Here is an 18125-nt window from a genome sequence, read left to right as displayed (position 1 = left end):
CCGTGCGGATACTCCTGACCGGCGCCGCCGGTTTCATCGGTTCGCGCATCTGGGCGGCGTTGACCGCCGCCGGGCACGAGGTTGTCGCCATTGACGCCATGCTCAGCGCTGCGCATGGCGACGGTGCCCTGCCGCCCGATGGCTGCCGGATACAGGACGTACGTGATGCCGAGGCGTTGGCCGGGCTGCTCAAGGGCATCGACATGGTCTGCCACCAGGCTGCCGTGGTCGGCGCGGGCGTCAATGCCGCCGACGCACCGTCCTACGGCAGTCACAACGACTTCGGCACGACGGTGCTCCTGGCCCAGATGTACGCCGCGGGGTGCCGGCGGCTGGTGCTGGCGTCGTCGATGGTGGTCTACGGCCAGGGGAGCTACGAATGTGCGCGACACGGGCTGGTTGAGCCGTTGCCGCGCCGCCAGTCGGACCTGGACGCGGGCGTATTCGAGCACCGCTGTCCGTTAGGTGGCGAAGAGTTGCATTGGCGCACGGTGGGGGAGGATGCCCCGCTGCGGCCGCGCAGCCTCTACGCGGCAAGTAAGGCGGCGCAGGAGCACTACGCGCTGGCCTGGGCCGACGCGGTGGGTGGGTCGGTCGTCGCACTGCGCTACCACAATGTTTACGGCCCGGGTATGCCCCGGGATACGCCGTACTCCGGGGTGGCGGCCATCTTCCGCTCAGCCTTGGAAAATGGTTCCGTCCCAGACGTTTACGAAGACGGCGGGCAGATGCGCGACTTCGTCCATGTTGACGACGTGGCCGCGGCCAACGTCGCCGCGACGACATACGACCACGGCGGCTTCACGGCCTTCAACGTGTGTTCCGGACACCCGATCACGATTCGTGAAGTGGCTGAGCAGTTATGCGCTGCCCGCAATGCCCCGCAGCCCAAGGTCACTGGTCAGTACCGCAGCGGCGACGTCCGCCATATCGTTGCCGATCCCGTATGCGCCACCCAGGAACTCGGTTTCACCGCCGCGATTCACCCACGAGACGGGCTGCGCGACTTCGCCTTTGCGCCACTGCGGGACTGACCTTCTCTCTCGCGGTCGGCATCGTCGTGCAACATCAGCAGCCGAAAACCCTTGGTGCTTGCAGCATTCAAATGTGGCCGCAGTCTCCGCAGGGTGGCATGGTAGCCGTCAGTGGTGGCGCTGGTAGTGCCGCGCCGCACGCATCCGATTGGCGCAGATGTTTTGCGTGCAGAATTTTCGGCGCGCGTCCTGCGCCACGAAAAGCATACTGCAAGCAGGGTTTTGGCAACGGCGAAGTCGCTGTGACGTCGGTCCGACCAGAAAGTCGATGAGGCTGTCTGCTACGAGCGCCACAGCAAGCTGGTGCGACTGGTCGGTGGTCGGGTGGTATTCGGTTTCCGATGCCCATCCAGCGGGGACGCGCACCAGCCTCCTCGTGCGGAGGACGCCGGCGGCGGATTGGTTCACGTGACTTACTGCGGCACGGCTCGGCGGTGTGCCGGCAATCTGGGCGTCGAGGATCTCGCGAATGGCCTCGCGTAGCTCGATGGTCTGTCGCAGCGGCGGAGCCGACGCGGTGTCTGGCAGGCGGTCGCGCTGGAGGTCCCACCAGAGTCGGCAGGCCGCTTCGTCGGCGAGCAGGTCGGTGGCCGGAGTGGTCACCGTGATGATCGTGTCGGCCAAATCCACGGCCAATGGCTCTCCTGCCACGGGAAAACCGGCGCGCTGCGCGCGCTCCAGTCTCGATGTGGCTGCCACCGAATTAACGGTAGCACTCCGTTGACAACGTTAGCCGCTGTCGCGTAGAACCATAACGGTAAATATCAACTACTAACGTTAGGTGGCGTTGTGATGGGACCTGTTGAATTGCTCTCGGGGGCCGATGCCCGACTGGTCGGTCTCGTGTCGACGTTGACGGCGTCGGACCTCGACCTGTCGAGTCCGTGCGCGGGATGGGCGGTGCGGTCGCTGCTGAGCCACACCATCTCCTCGATCGATGCTTTTGCGGCCGCCGTCGATGGCGGCAGCGGGCCGACGGAAGCGGAATTGTTCAGTGGCGCTGATATTTTGGGGTCGGACCCGTTGGCGGTTGCTGAGCAGTCGATCGGCCGTTCCCAACGTGCGTGGGCCACCATCGGTGACTGGCAGCATCCGGTCACCACGGTGCTCGGATCGATGCCGGCGGCCGAGGCGATCAGCATCATCACCTACTCGACGCTCATCCACAGCTGGGATCTTGCGGTCGCCGTGGGACGAACGGTCGAATTCGATGACGCTGAGGCTGCGCTGGCAGAGGGCGTAGGTGCAGCACTTGTGCCCGCTCTACAACCCCAGGGCTTGTTCGGTCCGGGGGTTGAATTGGGTGGCGACGCCAGTCCGACGCAGCGGGTCATCGCCTTCGCCGGCCGCAATCCACTTTGATTCGGCTACCTCACCCGTTCCGCACGCACCGGAAGCCGACATGACTCATCCCCGTATCGACGGCTTGTGGACGACGGGCTGCCGGCCGGTAGCGCAGGCAGTAACTGTCGGCGCACAGGAATGAGCCGCCCTTGATCACCCGGCGGGCTACCGGCGTCCCCGGTTGGTCAGGGTCGTAACTGTCTGCGGCGCAACAGGGCCGGGTGTCTCGGGTGTCCCCGTAGAAGTCGGTGGTCCATTCCCAGACGTTGCCGGCCATGTCGAACAGGCCGTAGGCGTTCGGCGGGAAGCTGCCCACCGGTGTGGTCTGGCCGTAGCCGGTGTCGGGCAGATACGGGAATTCGCCGTGCCAGAAGTTGGCCAGCTGTTGCCCGGGCTGCTCGGGTTCGTCGCCCCACGTGTAGGTGGCGCGGTCCAGGCCTCCGCGGGCCGCGACCTCCCACTGCGCCTCGGTGGGCAGGGCCAGCCCGGCCCAGTCGGTGTACGCGGCGGCGTCCTCGAATGCCACGTGCACGACGGGGTGCTGCTCGCGGTTCCGCAGTGACGACTTCGGGCCGCGCGGATGGTTCCAGCAGGCGCCCGGCGTCCACGTCCACCACTGGCTGAGGTGACGCAGGTCGACGGGGCCGGGGGTGCGGCGGAAGACCATGGAGCCCGGTTGCAGGTTCTCCACTGGGGCGCCCGGATAGTCGGCGGGGTTCAGCGGCCGTTCGGCGACGGTGACGTAGCCCGTCGCCTCCACGAAGGCGGCGAAGTCCGCGTTGGTCACCTGATGGGGCTGCATCCAGAAGCCGTCGACCGTCACCTCGCGGGCCGGGGCTTCTTCGGCGTAGTGCGCGTCGGAGCCCAGCACCGTCGTCTGCCCCGGTACCCAGACCAGGGTCAACGGGGGAACACCTCGGCCCAGTCGGACTGCATGCTCGCGACGGTCCAGCCTTCGGTCTCTGCCAGAGTCAGTGCCTTCTCGGCGCCGGCTTCATAGGCGAACTCGCGGTCGGCGTCGTCATGCAACACCAATAGCTGAAAACCCTTGGTGTACTGCAGCATTTCGATGTCACCGTTGGAGTTGCCCGCCGCGAAGATCGGCCGCCGCCCAGTCCGTCCCCAGATCCGCACGGGCTTGACCGGCCCGTCGTTGAGGAACTCCGGCTGCGCCGTCGTCACCAGATCGCCATCGGCGAACGTGACACCCACTGAGCTGCCCACCACGCGTTCGGGCGGGATGCCGTACATGGCTTCGGTGACGGGCCGCATGAAGTCCCGCCCGCCGCCGGAGACGATGTAGCAGGTGAAACCGTGCGACTCCAGGTAACGCAGCAACTCGGTCATCGGCACATACCCGCACGCGGTATACGGACGGTCCAGCGTGGGGTGCCGGGCCGCGGCGAAGAATGCCGCCACCCGCGCGGCATGCTCCTCGACGGTGATCCCGGAGTGCGCCGAAAGAACGCCCCCGGCAAGCACTTTCAGATCACTGTCATCGCCCTGATAGTGCTTGGTGACGGCGTCGCCGAACCAGGTGAGGTCACCGGCGGCGGCCGCCGCATACGGCTGCCGGTCCGCCAGCGCCGGGTCGGCGGCAGCCTGCTCGGCCAGTCGACGCACCAGGAAATCCAGCTGGATATAGGCCGGCTTCTCGCACCACAGCGTGCCGTCGTTGTCGAAGACCGCGATCCGGTCTTGCGGCGCAACGAAATCCGGCCCGTCGGTGGTGACGCGCCCGACGAAGTCGACGATCGCCGACTTCGTCGGGCCGTTGTTCCAGGACTCCAACACCTAATCCGCCGCCAGGAACTCGTGGAGCTTCTCGACGATCTGATCGATGCTGAAGCTGGCCGGTGGGTGCCGGGGCGGGAACTCCTTGAAGGTGTCGAGGAACGCCGCGGCCATCGCCGTCGCGTAGAAGGCGAAGAAGTCGCGCCGCAGGAACCACTCGTAGTACGTGTTGGATGTGATGTCGGCGTACTCGTACGGGTCGGTGCGCAGGTTGAAGAGCTTGGGCACCCGCAACGGTGTGAACGGCTCGGCCCAAATCCGCAGGGTGCCCTGGCAGCGCTGTTCGGCGAAGACGATCTTCCAGTTTTCGAAACGCATCGCGACCAGCTCGGCGTCGTCGTTGAAGTAGAAGAAGCCGCGCCGCGGGCTGTGCTCGACCTCGCCCGTCAGGTACGGCAGGAGGTTGAACCCGTCGATATGAACTTTGTAGTCCGTGTTTCCATCAGCCCCCGCCTTGTGGCCCTTCTTGAGCTTCTCGGCGATATCGGGGTCGCCGGCGGCGGCCAGCAGCGTCGGCAGCCAGTCGTGGTGCTGGATGATGTCGTTGGAGACGCTGCCCGCCTTGATCTTTCCGGGCCAGCGGATCATTTCGGGCACCCGGAAGGCGCCCTCCCAGTTGGTGTTCTTCTCGCTGCGGAACGGGGTGGTGCCACCGTCGGGCCAGGTGTTGCGGTGCGGGCCGTTGTCGGTGGAGTAGATGACGATGGTGTCGTCGGCGATGCCCAATTCGTCCAGGACGTCCAGCACTGTGCCGACGTTCTTGTCGTGGTCGATCATCACGTCGTGGTACTCGGACTGCCACAACCCGGCTTGTCCGCGGCTCTCCGGCTTCACGTGCGTGTACAGGTGCATGTGGGTGAAGTTGCACCACACGAAGAACGGGTTGCCCGCCTCGTGCTGACGCTTGATGTAGTCGACGGTGCGGTCGGCGATGTCGTCGTCGATGGTCTCCATCCGCTTGGCGGTCAGCGGGCCGGTGTCCTCGATGGTCTGCTTGCCGACCGGACCGAACTTCGGGTCGTCAGGTTCGGTCGAGACCTCGGTGGTGGCCTTGCAGTTCATCACCCCGCGCGGCAATGCCTTCTCGTACAGCAGGGGGAACTGGTCCTTGTGCGGGTAGTCGAAGTTCTCGGGCTCTTCTTCGGCGTTCAGGTGGTAGAGGTTGCCGTAGAACTCGTCGAACCCGTGCACGGTCGGTAGGTACTTGTTCAGGTCGCCGAAGTGGTTTTTGCCGAACTGGCCGGTGGCGTAGCCCATGGGCTTGAGCAGTTCGGCGATGGTCGGATCCTCTGCGGCCCAACCGATGTCGACGCCCGGCACGCCGACTTTGCTCATGCCGGTGCGGTACACGCTCTGACCGCTGATGAAGGCCGCCCGTCCCGCGGTGCAGCTTTGCTCGCCGTAGGAGTCGGTGAAGCGCATGCCTTCGGCGGCGATGCGGTCGATGTTCGGGGTGCGGTAGCCCATCAGCCCGTCGCTGTAACAACTCAGGTTGCTGATGCCGATGTCGTCGCCCCAGATCACCAGGATGTTGGGTTTGCCGTCGGGCATGACAGAGCTCCTCGATCGAAACGGAAATTGCTGTGCCCGTTCGACTTTACGGGTGCGTCACCGATTCCGGCGGGGCTTCGGCAGGTGCGTGAAATCGGTACTGGTCAACGGGCGGCGGGAGGAGCACGCTTACTTAGGGAAGGTGATCGACATGTACGACAAGGATCTGACCACAAGTGGCACGTCGAGATCGAGTTCTTCGAGGACGATGTCCACACCCACGCCAGCGCGCACGCCCGGCTCCGTGACGACACGCTCACGACGACGGGGGATGCCTACCGCAATCCCAAAGACCCGAGTGCGCCGTTGGTCGGTGAGGAGATCGCGGCGGCCCGCGCGCTCATCGCGCTCGGTACCGATCTGCTCATGGCGGCGTCGGCGAACATCGAGAAATCAACACAGCACCCGGTGCACCTGTACCGCTGACTACCGGGGCCGAGAAACCCGCGCAAGCGGGAGGTACCCCCAGCTCGCGAGTGGGTGGTGACCCCCTGCCCGCGGGAGAAAGCTACTTCGCGGCGTCGGCCGCTTCCATCTGGTGGAAGAGGTCGACGTAGTACGGCATGCATTCCTTCATGGCCTGTTCGGTGTTGAACAGCGGCTCGTAGCCGAGGTCGCGCTTGGCCTTGGCGATCGAGAAGTAGTTGTTCAGGTAGAGGCGCTCCACCGCCAGCGGCTCGATCAGCGGCTCGGACAGGGCGAACCGGAAATGCAGCCACTGCCACGCCATCATCACGCGGTGCACGAGCTTGCCGGAGACGTAGAAGGTGGGCAGCTTGCGGCCGCACGCGACGATGACCGGGCGGGCGAACTCGAACATGTTGAGCGGTTCGCCGTCGTTGATGAAGTACGCCTGCCCGGGTGAGGTACCGCCGGGCACCAGGTGCTCGCCCGCCAGGATGAAACCGTGGATCAGGTTGTGCACGTAGGAGTTGTCCAGCTTGATGTTCTTGTTGCCCACCAGCACCTTGACGTGGCCGGCGAGGATGTTCTCGAACACCTTGCGGAACATGGTCTGGTCGCCGCGGCCCCAGATGCCGCTGGGCCGGATGGAACAGGTGAGCATGCCGTCGACGCCGTTCTGTGACAGCACGAACTTCTCGGCGGCGACCTTGGTCTCGGTGTACAGGTCGTTGAAGCGGGCGGTGTACGGCATGGTCTCGTCGCCGTTCTGGATGTCCTGCCCGCCCATGACCACGCTGTTCGACGCGGTGTAGACGAAGCGCTTGACACCCGCGGCCCGGCCCAGCTTCACCAGGTTCTCGGTGCCGCCGACGTTCACGCCGAAGCTGCGGTTGCGGTATTCGTCGGTGACGGATGCGCCGCCCATCAGGTCGATGATCGCCGCGGTGTGGATGATCGTGTCGATGCCCTGGACTGCGGCGTCGACGTCGTCAACGTTGGTGATGTCGCCGACCAGCGTCTCCAGGTTCGGGTTGGCCGGCAGCGGCGACGGCGCCCGGTCGAACGACCGGACGTGGTGGCCACGGCCGAGCAGTTCGGTCACCAGGTTGGCGCCGACGAAGCCAGACCCGCCTGTTACCAACACGCGGCCGAGGTCTGTGGTCAGGGAAGCATCACGCATGGTGCAGGAGCATAACTGAAACGTGTTCCAGTTAACAGAGTGCGGGAGAAATTACCGCACTGATCAATTTTCGTCGTCGGCGCCCGAGGCGAGCGCGTCTTCGACTTTCTTGCGGGCGCCGGCCAGGTGCTCTTCGCACCGTTTTGCCAGTTGTTCGCCCCTTTCCCAGAGCTGGAGCGAGGTGTCGAGGTCGAGTCCGCCTGCTTCCAGTTTGCGGACGACCTCGATCAGTTCGTCGCGGGCAGCCTCGTAGCCAAGCTGACTAATGTTCGTCATATATTCCTTCGCTCACGGTCGTGACGGCGCCGTCGGCCATCCGGATTCGGAGTCTGGTTCCCGCCGGGGCATCCTGCGCCGACCGCAGGACCGCACCGCCGGCTGACAGGTTCTGCACCACGGCATACCCGCGGGCCAGGGTCGCGGCCGGCCCGAGCGTGGCCAGCCGGGCCGACAGATGCCCGACGTGGTCGGTTTCGGTGGCGATGAGCCGCCGGATGTCGCGGCGCGCGGCCGCCACTGCCCGGGTGATCTCCGCGGCGTGGGCGTCCAGCGCCTGCAGCGGCTGCGCCAGCACCGGGCGGCCGCGCAGCTGACCGATGAAGCGCTCCTCGCGGTGCACCCAGTTGCGCAGGGCCTGCGCGCTGCGCCGCCGCAGGTCGGTCACCAGGGCCTGCTCGGCGGCGGCGTCGGGGACGACGCGTTTGGCCGCATCGGTCGGCGTGGCCGCCCGCAGGTCGGCGACCAGGTCGCACAGCGGGTTGTCCGGTTCGTGCCCGACGGCGCTCACCACCGGCGTGGTGCACGCCGCGATCTCGCGGCACAGCGTCTCGTCGGAGAACGGCAGCAGATCCTCGACGCTGCCGCCGCCGCGCGCGATCACGATGACGTCGACGTGCGGCGCGGCGTCCAGCGCGCGCAGGGCCTCGACGATCTGCGGTACCGCATTGGCGCCCTGCACCGCCGTGTTGCGGATATCGAAGTGGACGGCGGGCCAACGACTTTGGGCGACGGTGACGACGTCATGCTCGGCCGCCGAGGCGCGGCCGGTGATCAGGCCAATGGTGTTGGGCAGGAACGGAATCGGGCGCTTGAGTCGCGGGTCGAACAGGCCCTCGGCATCCAGCAGGCGGCGCAGCCGATCGATGCGGGCAAGCAGCTCACCGATACCGACGGCGCGAATCTGGCTGATACGCAACGAGAATGAGCCGTTGCGGGTATAGAACTGCGGCTTGCCCAGCATGATCACCTGGGTGCCCTCTGACAGGGCGACCGGCGCGTCGTCGACCAGGGCACGCGGGCAGCTGACCGACAGCGACATGTCCGCGGCCGGGTCGCGCAGCACCATCCACGCCGTCGACTGACGCAGCTTGAGCTCGGTGAGCTGACCTTCGATCCAGATGGTGCCGAGCCGGTCGATGTACTTGGCCACCCGGGTGGACACCGCCCGGACCGGCCAGGGATTTTCGGCCGAGTTCTCGTTTCCGGCCGCTGCGGCAGCCGACGTCACCGCATCACTTCGTGGTCGCGCGGGTGATCCTGTTGGCCAGCAGCGTCTGGAACGGCGCGCGGGACTTCGTGTTGTTCTCGTAGGTCAGCAGCGCCTCGAGGTCGTCCACCTTGAGCTGGGGGAGCCGGGCGCGCAGCTGGGCCAGGGTCAGCTCGGCGTAGTCCAGGGCCTCGACGATCGCGGGGGTCGCGACGCTCGCGCCGTTGGCGGCCGCACCGTTCGTCGCCGGCTTCGGGGTCTCGGCGGCGCCCGTGCTGTACAGCGCGAACCGGCCTTCCGTCAGGCGGGCGCCGTCGGGCTGCTCGGTGGCGGGGCCGGCGGGATCGTCAGCACCCGGCTCGAGCAGATCTTCGTCGAATGTGGCCCATTCCGGCTGCTCGTCCTTGGGCGGGAACCACTGCTCCAGGGTCTCGTCGCCCTTGTTGACCAGTTCGGCCAGGTCCTGCTGCATTTTCATGACCAGCTGGGCGAGCTGACTGGCCAGCGTCATCGGGTAGGTCAGGATGGTGTGGGGGAGCCGAATGGTCTCCTCGAGCGCGGTCGCCGCCGCGCCGACCAGCAGCCGGACTCCGTAGGGCGCAGTAGACATGCCTGCCAGAGTACGGCTGGCTGTGGCCCTGCGGTGATCAGTACCCTTGTGCTATGCCACCGACCATCAATATGGGCATTCCCGGCGCCACCGTTTCGGTCGCCGGAGAAGCTATGAGCAAAACCGGCAAGCGCGTGCTGCTCGCCGAGCCGCGTGGCTACTGCGCCGGCGTGGACCGCGCCGTCGAGACCGTGGAGCGCGCGCTGGAGAAGCACGGCGCTCCCGTATACGTGCGCCACGAGATCGTGCACAACCGGTACGTGGTGGACACGCTGGCCAAGGCCGGTGCGGTGTTCGTCGAACAGACCGAAGAGGTGCCCGAGGGCGCCATCGTGGTGTTCTCCGCCCACGGCGTCGCGCCGACGGTGCACGAGGAGGCCGCGGCCCGCAATCTGCGGACCATCGACGCCACCTGCCCGCTGGTCACCAAGGTGCACAACGAGGCCAAGCGCTTCGCCCGCGACGACTACGACATCCTGCTGGTCGGCCACGAGGGCCACGAAGAAGTCGTCGGCACCGCCGGTGAGGCCCCGGACCACGTGCAGGTCGTCGACAACCCGGACGCCGTCGACAAGGTGACCGTCCGCGACCCGAACAAGGTCATCTGGCTGTCCCAGACCACGCTGAGCGTCGACGAGACCATGGAGACCGTCCGACGCCTGCGGGAGAAGTTCCCGACGCTGCAGGACCCGCCCAGCGACGACATCTGCTACGCCACCCAGAACCGCCAGGTAGCGGTCAAGGCGATGGCTCCCGAGTGCGAACTCGTGATCGTCGTCGGCTCACGGAACTCGTCCAACTCGGTTCGTCTGGTCGAGGTGGCCCTGAACGCCGGTTCCAACGCCGCCAAGCTGGTCGACTACGCCGAGGACATCGACCCGGGCTGGCTCGAGGGTGTCACGACCGTCGGCGTCACCTCAGGCGCGTCGGTACCGGAAATCCTGGTGCGCGGCGTGCTCGAGCGCCTTGCGGAGTTCGGCTACGACACCGTCCAGCCGGTCACCACTGCCAACGAGACGCTGGTGTTCGCGCTGCCGCGCGAGATTCGTCCCGCCCGGCACTAGGTTCTTCGAACGCAGACGCGGTCGGTCAGTCCCAGTTGTGGGGCTGACGCGGCCGGCGCTCTGCGCGCTGTTCTGCTGCGTCGTCATCCGCACCGCGGTACCGCACCCGGGAGACGGGGTGGTGGGCGCCGCTGGGCGGTGCGTTGCGCGACGGGCGGGCCGGGGACTGGTAGCGGTCGCCGGGCTCGTACGGATCGTCGGCGTAGCGACGCCGCCGCGGCTCGGCTGCGGACGGACGCTGCGGTCGCTCGTAGCGGTCCCGCTCGCGCGGCTCCCGGTAGTCGTAGCGCTCCTGCGGGGCGCGGCGCGGCTCGCCGGCCGGACGGGGACGGCGCCGCGGCTCGTCGGGCACCGCGTACGAGTCGGTGGCGGCCGGGCGGGGACGTGCGGGCCGCGGCCGGCGCATCTGGCCGGGCACCGGTTCGATCAGCTCGGTGTCGCCGGCCTGTGCCCGGGCGCGGGACGGACGCGGTGCGCGCTGCGGGTCGGCAGCGCTGCGGCGCGGCGACTCCGCCGCCGAACGACGCGACGAGGTGGCACGGGTACGGGAGCTGCGGGGCGTCTGGCCTGTCGTCAGCTTGGTGAGCTTGGCCGACAGCGTCGCGGCGAGACCGGCGGGCGCGACGTCTTCGTCGTCGGCCTGACGGCGGCTGCGGCGCGGCTTGGGCTCGGCGACGGCCTCTTCCGTGTCGTCTTCCTCGTAGGTCAGGAACTGCGGCAGGACGAACCAGCGGATCAAACCGAGGATCAGAACCGTCGCCGCGGTGAAGAACATCGTCGGGAAACGCTCGATCAGCGGATAACCGCAATTGATCAACAGGTCCTTGATGCCGGCGATCTTGTCGCTGTGGAACATGAAATACGCGCCCGGCACGGCGACGAAAAGGATCAGCGGGGGCTGGATGACCGCGGTGAAAATCCCGGACCGCCGCACGCCGAGCACAGCGAGTACACAGCCGGCCACGTAGCAGAAAGTGAAGAAAGCGCTGAGTTCTTTGTCACCGGTGCCGGCGTCGTAGGCGAAGCCGATCGCGGTGGCTGTGACGGCCAGCACAATGGCTCCCCACCAGGGGATTCCCGGGATGCTGGGCAGCGCCGAGCGGCGATCGAGGGCGGCTTCGGGCCCATGATGCTCTGCTGACACTCCTAGACCGTACCGGCAATCTGGGCCACTGTGCCTGCAGGTGGGCGTTGGGACGGTGTGGCGTCTCCTAAACTAACGAACTCGTGGGTCTGAACCTGGGAATCGTCGGTCTGCCGAACGTCGGGAAGTCGACGTTGTTCAACGCGTTGACACGTAATGACGTGCTCGCGGCTAATTATCCGTTCGCAACGATCGAACCCAACGAGGGTGTCGTCCCGCTGCCCGACCCGCGGCTCGACAAGCTCGCCGAGATCTTCGGTTCCGAGAAGACCGTCCCGGCGCCCGTGACGTTCGTGGACATCGCCGGCATCGTCAAGGGCGCGTCCGAGGGCGCGGGCCTGGGCAACAAGTTCCTGGCCAACATCCGCGAGGCCGACGCCATCTGTCAGGTGGTGCGCGCCTTCGCCGACGACGACGTCGTCCACGTCGACGGCCGCGTCGACCCCAAGTCCGACATCGAGGTCATCGAGACCGAGCTGATCCTCGCCGACATGCAGACGCTCGAGAAGGCGCTGCCGCGGCTCGAGAAGGAAGCCCGGACCAACAAGGACCGCAAGCCGATCGTCGAGGCCGTGGCGGCGGCCCAGGCGGTGTTCGACGAGGGCAAGACCCTGTTCTCCACCGGCAAGGACTGGTCTGCCCTGCGTGAGCTCAACCTGATGACCGTCAAGCCGTTCCTGTACGTCTTCAACGCCGACGAGTCGGTGCTGACCGACGAGGCCCGCAAGGCCGAGCTGACTGCGATGGTCGCCCCGGCCGAGGCCGTGTTCCTGGACGCCAAGATCGAGGCCGAGCTGCTGGAGCTCGACGACGAGTCCGCCGCCGAGCTGCTGGAGTCCATCGGCCAGACCGAGCGCGGCCTGGATGCGTTGGCGCGCGCCGGTTTCCGGACGCTGAAGCTGCAGACCTACCTGACCGCGGGACCCAAGGAATCGCGGGCGTGGACCATCCACCAGGGCGACACCGCACCCAAGGCGGCGGGCGTCATCCACACCGACTTCGAGAAGGGCTTCATCAAGGCCGAGGTCGTGGCGTTCGACGACCTGGTCGAAGCCGGCTCCATGGCCGCCGCCAAAGCCGCCGGAAAGGTGCGGATGGAAGGCAAGGACTACGTCATGGTCGACGGTGACGTGGTCGAATTTCGCCACGGACAACCATCTAAGTCAAAGTCGTGACCGGTCGGTCCTTCACGGCGCGGCTGCCGTGAGTCGGTAGGTGGTGGTGTAGGCCTCGGGCCGCCCGCCGCCACCCGGTGCGATGGCGGCCTCGGGATCAGACGCGGCGGCCAGGTTCAGGGCCAGCAGTTGCGCCAGCAGGTCTTCCTCTGGATTGAACCCGTACGCGCGGACAACGGCGGCATCGAGAACGTCGTGTAGCGCCCGCAGTTCCGACTTCCCAGGGGTACGCAGCGCGTCGTACTGCTCTCCCAGCGTGATGCCCTTGGCGAGCTTCGCTTCGCGGTAGTCGATGATGGCGGCCATCGCTTGCGCGACCTCAGCCACGGCCTCTCCTGGTGAGGTCGGCCACGGAAACGAATCCCATACCGTGGTCGACGTGTAGCGAAGGTCGGACTTCAATTTGGAGCACCGCTCCTCGAACCACGCTCTATGAAGCGCCGACGACACGACGCCGAGGGTGTAGTCGTCATCGAAGGCAATGACGGTCATCGAATCGTCGGGTCGGATCGACGTGTCCACGAATTGGAAGACGGAGACCCGCTGCTCTGCCGCCACCCGAGACGTCGCGATGTAGCGCTGCAACGGAGCGAACGCCTCGATCATGTCGTCGCGCCGATACGAATGCTGCCACCACTTGTTCAGGAAGTTCTTGTTGTGCCAACGCACCTGTGCTTTCGAATTGCGTTTGAGGATCGCGGCATTCGCGGTGGCCTCCTTCTCGGCAGCCGCTTCCCGGTCTGGCAGCACCAGCTTGCGCAGCCTCGCCAGGGCACCTGGAGCAGCGACCTTGACGTCCAGCGCGTCGTCGTGGGGGAGGTCGATGATGAAGTTCTGGGGTCCGAGGGAGTGGAGCAGCACCTTCCCACCGAGGACTGGGTGAATGAACGCCGCCGAACCGGGGTCTGTCTTGCCAAGGTCGGCGGCCTCGCCTCCGGTCAAACGGAAGGCATCGATTTTTCCCGTCGTCTGGCCTTGGAAGATCCGCTTCGGGGCCTTGTTTTGGGGCAGCGAGGCGGCAGTCCCGACGTCGGTGACCGGCCTCAGGCTGGCGGCGATGTCTTCGACTTCGAGTCGGAGTTGCCCATTGTTCAGCCAAAGGACCTTCTTCGCGGGTGCGTGGTTCGCGCCCTTCACCCAGTTGACGATGGACACGTGAACCACGGCGTCACCCGACCACGGGGTGACCGAGACGGCTTCGAAGATCACCCCATCGTTCTTGACGACGTAATCGAGTGACGCCTTCCGCGAGTCGCCGTCGCGTACCGCCTGCGTAGCGACAAACCCCGCTCGGCCGCCCTGGGGTAGTGCCTTGTGCGCCAGGGGAAACCAGTAGGTGACGAAGTCACTCACGCCGGGGTTCGGATACTTCCCGTCAAGGTCTGATACGTAATCGGCACCGAGTTCGGCTGCCATCTTCCGCCGACCCAGATAGGGCGGGTTGCCGATGAGCACGTCCGCGCTGGGCCACTCCGAGAAGAGAGCGTCGCGGCAGCGAATCGACTCGTCGAGGTTGTCCAGGGGGAGTGCGTCGACGTACTCCTCCAGCTCGTCGGCAGCCAGCTTCTTTGCCATCATCATGGTCACCTTTGCCACCTCGACGGCGAAGGCGTTGGTGTCGATTCCCATGAAGTGATCGGGCGTCACGTAGGAGATCGTCGCCTGGCCGGACTTGGTGCGGCGGCGAGCAGCGATGCGATTCTTGACCTCGACCTCAAGGCGGCGCATCTCCCGATAGGCCACGTACAAGAAGTTGCCCGACCCGCACGCCGGATCGAGCACTCGGTAGCTGGCCATTGCTAGCTGAATCTGCTCCAGGTCGCCGATCGTCTTGGCGGCTTCGATTCGCTCCATCCAGGGGTCCACGATGCAGGGGATCACCACTCGGGCGATGTCGGCCTGAGACGTGAAATGAGCGCCGTAGGCGTGACGTTCGTCCTTGTCCATCGAGGTCTCGAACAGAGTGCCGAAGATCTCGGGGCGGACGGCAGCCCAGTTCGTTGTGCACGCCCACCGAATGGCATTTAGCTCGTCTCGGTTCATCTCAATCGGCGTGATGTTCTCGAAGATGCCGCCGTTGAAGTAAGGCGTCCCGACGAACTGGCCACCCTTCGTCCGACCGGGCGTGTTCATCTCTCGGAACAGTGAGCCGAGCAAGTCGTAGGCGTCGCGGCCAGATTTGGCCTCTTCGACAACGCGGGTGAAGAACTTCTCGGGCAGCAGGCCGATGTCTTCGGCGAACATCGCCACGACCGACTGGAGAACGAAGTGCTGAGCATCCAGCCGAGGGACCCCGCGATCCTTCATCGAGCGAAACACGCTGGAGACTTGCGCCGCCGCCTCGCGCGTGACCTGAACGAGGTCGTTGCCGAATAGCGGTGTCTCGGGCTCCGGCAAGAGGAACGCGAGCACTTCTCTCCGGTTGACCAGATCATCGAGCTTCAGTACGTCCATTGGAGCGTCGAGTTGGAGGTCGAAATCGTAGACCCAGAACTCGTCAAAGTTGCAGAGCACCACGTAGTTCGGGCGGTGGGGCACCACCTGGATCCAATACTGGAAGGCCTGTCGGAAGTGCTTCGAGAGGTCGGTCCCGGCCTTCTTCATCTCGATGATGCAGCGCGACTCCCAGAGCAGATCGGCGAATGAGGTGCCCTTGGTCTCGGCCTTCCGAACGCGTGCCTCCAGGGTTGCCCCGGCCTCTCGGACGCCGCCGTTTCCGAACGCTTTGAACAGTCGGTCGAGGAAGACCTGAGCCTCGCCCTTCTCGTCACCCTTGAGGAGGTTATGCCGGTACGCGATGAACTCGGCGAGATCCTGCTGGAGCGTCTCAGGCTGCACGGCCCGGCCCCTGAGTCGGCGCGAACGCTTTCGATGGTGTCGAGGCCATGACAGGCACTGTAAAGCCGTCCACTGACGTCACCCGAGGGGACACGGCGACCGCTCCCGAGCGTCACTCGTCTTTGACGAGGCGCAGAACCGGGCGCTGATCTTCCTCTCCCAGGAGGTCGCGCAGCTGCCCAGGGCTGATCTTGAGGACATCCGCGAGAACGGGTACGCCCGCGCCGTGCTGACCAGCCAGCTCGACGCCCTTCCGCAGAAGCGTTGCTACCTCACCGGGGTACGCGCTGGTGGGGTCCGCCGACGGGTCGTACGTCATGGCCAATCGTTGGTAGGCCCGCCGTGCGGACGAATCAGTCGTGCGATGCCGCTCCACCATCCGACGGACCAACGACTTTGGCGAAACACCCCACGTTCGACCCAGTCGATGCAGGGCCGGTAGATCGAGCCTCTCGGGCAGTACCGCGTCCATAGACGCGGCAGGGGTTAGAAATGCCGCAGCAAACTCGTCTGCCTCACGCTCCACCGCCTGGCTCGACTCGCCGGAGTCTCCGTGAAGGAGCAAGTGGCCGACCTCGTGAGCGATCGAAAATCGATGTCCGAAGACGTTCTCGCTGCGCCGGGGCGTTGTGATGATGATAGGACGGTCCACGATCACTACCGAGAAGGCGTCGACCGCATCGATCTCGCCTAGCGGACGCACTGCTACCACGATGCCGTGAGATTCCACGGTGGCTACCAAGTGCTTCACCGGCCCATCGGGGAGGTTCCAGTGCCTGCGCAGCATCGCAGCGGCGTCCGCAGGCGCGGTGCCAGGCTCAATTTGCGGTAGGTCCGGTACCGGCAGCTTGACGTACCTCTCAAGCGCGAAGGTCAGTTCCCACATCAGTGTTGCCGTCGCGACTGCTCGTTGACGGTCGCTCGCGCGAGCGGATCTCAAGCTCCGAAAATGCGCATGGACGGTATCCATACGGGCGAGAGGGCGGCCCACCCCGAAGAACCCCGGTCGCACCCTCAAGGCCTTCGCCATTCGATCGATAACGTCAGGACGCGGCGAGTTAACGCCCGCCTCGTACTGGCCGATCGCGGCAGGCGAAACGCCCACTTCTGCGGCGAGGTCCGTCTTGCTTATCGCAAGGCGCACACGGGCCTGGGTCAGCCGCGCTGGGTCGAATCGACCATGCGTTTGACCGGCCTCGGGCCAGTCGAACAAGCTTGGCGGATCATCAGTCATCCGTGCTCGGGCGCTCCTGCGGCCGCGGCTCGACCGAGGGACCCTCGGGCGTGCCGCTGTCGAACGAGTCCGCACTCGACGTATCGCGATCGGTGTCGGAGGTGGGCTCCCAGATCGACTCGAGCCCACGAACTTCGACCTTGCCGGTGGCTTCGTCCAGAACGGCGACGCCCCAACTTATCGACTGCAACTGCCACGGCGACGATTCAACCATCACCAGCACCACCGGCATCTTGTCGCCTGCTGCCCGCAACGTGTGACCGAGTTCGCCGCCCGGAGGATCGTCGTCGTCAGCCCGGCCCTCGTCCACCAGGACGGGATCGAACAACATCGGCGGCGGGGGAGAAGCGGAGAAGCCATTCTTCCGCGTCGGACTCGAAGCGAAGAAGCTGACCGCATCCGCAGAGCCGGGGACCCGCCACACGTACACCAGGCAATCGTTGACCACCGGGATCTTGTAGCCAGCCGGAGTGAGCTTCTGCGACTGGAAGCCGCGCCCCGTCAGCGCATCATTGGTGTCGTCCAGCAGGTCACGCCACTGACTTCCGAAGGCCATCGAGTATCGAGTGCCCGCGACTTGATGAGCGTCTGCGAAGCGATTATGTCGAGACCGTATGACCTCGACCAGCGCGTCACGGACTGTTTTCGCGTGCGGGCCGAGAGCATTGGTGGGGGAACTCGGAACCATGAAGGCGTCTCCTGTATCCGCGTCCGGGAGCGTGGATCGAACTGGACGCGACTTTAGTATTGCACACGTTTCGCGCGTAGCTGCTATATCTGCAATGTGAAAACGCGCATCGGCGAGCCGGGCTGGCGACCGCCGGGACGGTGAGCGGCCGAACAGGTTTTCTAACCGCCGATACGGCGGCGCATCCAGGTTGGCGGCGGCGGCATGGTGCCCTCGCGGACGCGGCGAGCGATGTCGAGCGGCGACGCGAAGCCCCAACCCTGGCCCATCGAGTGGACCAGCACGTCGTGGGAGACCACCAGGGCGCCCAGCCCGGGTCGTCGCCGTGCTCGTATGAGGGCTCGATGCCGAGAAGGTGTCCCCAGAACGTCGACATCCGGACCGGGTCGACACAGTCGATCGTCACTCCCGACCATTGGTTCGGCACCGCGGCACTCCCCTCCCTCTGTGGATCAATCATGCGCTTGGCGGGCGACCGCGGGAAGCGCTCGACGAGGCGAGCTTGATGCTCCTATTTCTGTTAATAGTCAAGCGGCGTGGTTGAGCTGGGTGTTTAACCATTGGCGGTAGGTAGCGGC

At 65.9% G+C, this 18125-nt stretch carries 17 protein-coding genes and 1 pseudogene; 5 read left to right on the top strand and 13 right to left on the bottom strand.

The features are described from left to right. Positions 1 to 2: 2 nt before the first annotated feature. Entirely contained in the window at positions 3 to 1034 is a 1032-nt protein-coding gene (locus ACJH6H_RS23920; RefSeq protein ID WP_061010704.1) for an NAD(P)-dependent oxidoreductase, read from the top strand. A 108-nt stretch (positions 1035 to 1142) separates the two neighbouring features. Here ACJH6H_RS23920 and ACJH6H_RS23915 read toward each other — a convergent pair whose 3' ends face one another. Continuing rightward, positions 1143 to 1733, bottom strand: a complete 591-nt coding sequence (locus ACJH6H_RS23915; protein WP_082762317.1) for an ABATE domain-containing protein — start codon at positions 1731 to 1733, stop codon at positions 1143 to 1145. Between the two features lie 93 nt (positions 1734 to 1826). On the opposite strand from ACJH6H_RS23915, the gene ACJH6H_RS23910 reads away from it, so the two are divergent. After that, on the top strand, positions 1827 to 2396 hold the full coding sequence (locus ACJH6H_RS23910) for a TIGR03086 family metal-binding protein (protein WP_061003291.1): 570 nt from the start codon (positions 1827 to 1829) through the stop codon (positions 2394 to 2396). A gap of 10 nt (positions 2397 to 2406) precedes the next feature. Here the strand turns inward: ACJH6H_RS23910 and ACJH6H_RS23905 are convergent, their stop codons facing one another. From ACJH6H_RS23905 to ACJH6H_RS23895, 3 genes are read right to left on the bottom strand one after another with little or no spacing between them, the layout of a single operon-like run. Further along, positions 2407 to 3282: a formylglycine-generating enzyme family protein gene (locus ACJH6H_RS23905; protein WP_406775948.1), complete on the bottom strand. Its 876-nt coding sequence runs from the start codon at positions 3280 to 3282 to the stop codon at positions 2407 to 2409. Further along, on the bottom strand, positions 3279 to 4172 hold the full coding sequence (locus ACJH6H_RS23900; RefSeq protein ID WP_061003286.1) for an HAD family phosphatase: 894 nt from the start codon (positions 4170 to 4172) through the stop codon (positions 3279 to 3281). Before ACJH6H_RS23900 ends, ACJH6H_RS23905 begins: the two co-directional genes overlap by 4 nt. Continuing rightward, positions 4173 to 5723 carry an arylsulfatase gene (locus ACJH6H_RS23895; protein ID WP_061003284.1) on the bottom strand — a complete coding sequence of 517 codons (1551 nt, stop codon included), beginning with the start codon at positions 5721 to 5723 and terminating at the stop codon, positions 4173 to 4175. A 151-nt stretch (positions 5724 to 5874) separates the two neighbouring features. On the opposite strand from ACJH6H_RS23895, the pseudogene ACJH6H_RS23890 reads away from it, so the two are divergent. Beyond that, positions 5875 to 6149: pseudogene (locus tag ACJH6H_RS23890) on the top strand (dsRBD fold-containing protein). An 82-nt stretch (positions 6150 to 6231) separates the two neighbouring features. On the opposite strand, the gene ACJH6H_RS23885 reads toward ACJH6H_RS23890, so the two are convergent. From ACJH6H_RS23885 to ACJH6H_RS23870, 4 genes are all read right to left on the bottom strand, one after another. Next, positions 6232 to 7308 (bottom strand): NAD-dependent epimerase/dehydratase family protein, encoded by a 1077-nt coding sequence (locus tag ACJH6H_RS23885; RefSeq protein WP_061003283.1) that lies wholly within the window; start codon positions 7306 to 7308, stop codon positions 6232 to 6234. Positions 7309 to 7371: 63 nt separating this feature from the next. Then, entirely contained in the window at positions 7372 to 7584 is a 213-nt protein-coding gene (locus tag ACJH6H_RS23880; protein ID WP_061003281.1) for an exodeoxyribonuclease VII small subunit, read from the bottom strand. Next, positions 7571 to 8815 carry an exodeoxyribonuclease VII large subunit gene (xseA, locus tag ACJH6H_RS23875; protein ID WP_346415187.1) on the bottom strand — a complete coding sequence of 415 codons (1245 nt, stop codon included), beginning with the start codon at positions 8813 to 8815 and terminating at the stop codon, positions 7571 to 7573. The genes ACJH6H_RS23880 and xseA overlap by 14 nt, the downstream gene beginning before the upstream one ends. Before the next feature lie 4 nt (positions 8816 to 8819). Continuing rightward, complete coding sequence (locus ACJH6H_RS23870) at positions 8820 to 9404, bottom strand: lipid droplet-associated protein (protein ID WP_406775947.1); 585 nt, start codon at positions 9402 to 9404, stop codon at positions 8820 to 8822. Positions 9405 to 9457: 53 nt separating this feature from the next. Here ACJH6H_RS23870 and ACJH6H_RS23865 point away from each other — a divergent pair, with 53 nt between their 5' ends. Next, the gene (locus ACJH6H_RS23865; RefSeq protein WP_135355663.1) at positions 9458 to 10468 is read left to right on the top strand and encodes a 4-hydroxy-3-methylbut-2-enyl diphosphate reductase; all 1011 of its coding nucleotides are present in this window, start codon (positions 9458 to 9460) and stop codon (positions 10466 to 10468) included. A 25-nt stretch (positions 10469 to 10493) separates the two neighbouring features. On the opposite strand, the gene ACJH6H_RS23860 is transcribed toward ACJH6H_RS23865, so the two are convergent. Next, the gene (locus ACJH6H_RS23860) at positions 10494 to 11612 is read right to left on the bottom strand and encodes a DUF6542 domain-containing protein (protein WP_135355662.1); all 1119 of its coding nucleotides are present in this window, start codon (positions 11610 to 11612) and stop codon (positions 10494 to 10496) included. Positions 11613 to 11695: 83 nt separating this feature from the next. On the opposite strand from ACJH6H_RS23860, the gene ychF reads away from it, so the two are divergent. Further along, positions 11696 to 12787: a redox-regulated ATPase YchF gene (gene ychF / locus ACJH6H_RS23855; protein WP_346415186.1), complete on the top strand. Its 1092-nt coding sequence runs from the start codon at positions 11696 to 11698 to the stop codon at positions 12785 to 12787. A gap of 12 nt (positions 12788 to 12799) precedes the next feature. Here ychF and ACJH6H_RS23850 read toward each other — a convergent pair whose 3' ends face one another. From ACJH6H_RS23850 to ACJH6H_RS23835, 4 genes are all read right to left on the bottom strand, one after another. Further along, complete coding sequence (locus ACJH6H_RS23850) at positions 12800 to 15625, bottom strand: DNA methyltransferase (protein ID WP_064860383.1); 2826 nt, start codon at positions 15623 to 15625, stop codon at positions 12800 to 12802. Positions 15626 to 15737: 112 nt separating this feature from the next. After that, positions 15738 to 16859, bottom strand: a complete 1122-nt coding sequence (locus ACJH6H_RS23845) for an XRE family transcriptional regulator (RefSeq protein ID WP_073697082.1) — start codon at positions 16857 to 16859, stop codon at positions 15738 to 15740. After that, positions 16852 to 17415, bottom strand: coding sequence for a hypothetical protein (locus tag ACJH6H_RS23840; RefSeq protein ID WP_234789748.1), 564 nt, complete (start codon positions 17413 to 17415; stop codon positions 16852 to 16854). Before ACJH6H_RS23840 ends, ACJH6H_RS23845 begins: the two co-directional genes overlap by 8 nt. Positions 17416 to 17708: 293 nt before the next feature. After that, positions 17709 to 17846: a hypothetical protein gene (locus tag ACJH6H_RS23835; RefSeq protein WP_163692738.1), complete on the bottom strand. Its 138-nt coding sequence runs from the start codon at positions 17844 to 17846 to the stop codon at positions 17709 to 17711. Positions 17847 to 18125: the final 279 nt, after the last annotated feature.

Origin of the sequence: Mycobacterium sp. SMC-21 (genome assembly GCF_045310825.1) — a bacterium.
Taxonomy (GTDB): Bacteria; Actinomycetota; Actinomycetes; order Mycobacteriales; family Mycobacteriaceae; genus Mycobacterium.
This window is presented reverse-complemented; position numbering and strand designations above follow the sequence as displayed.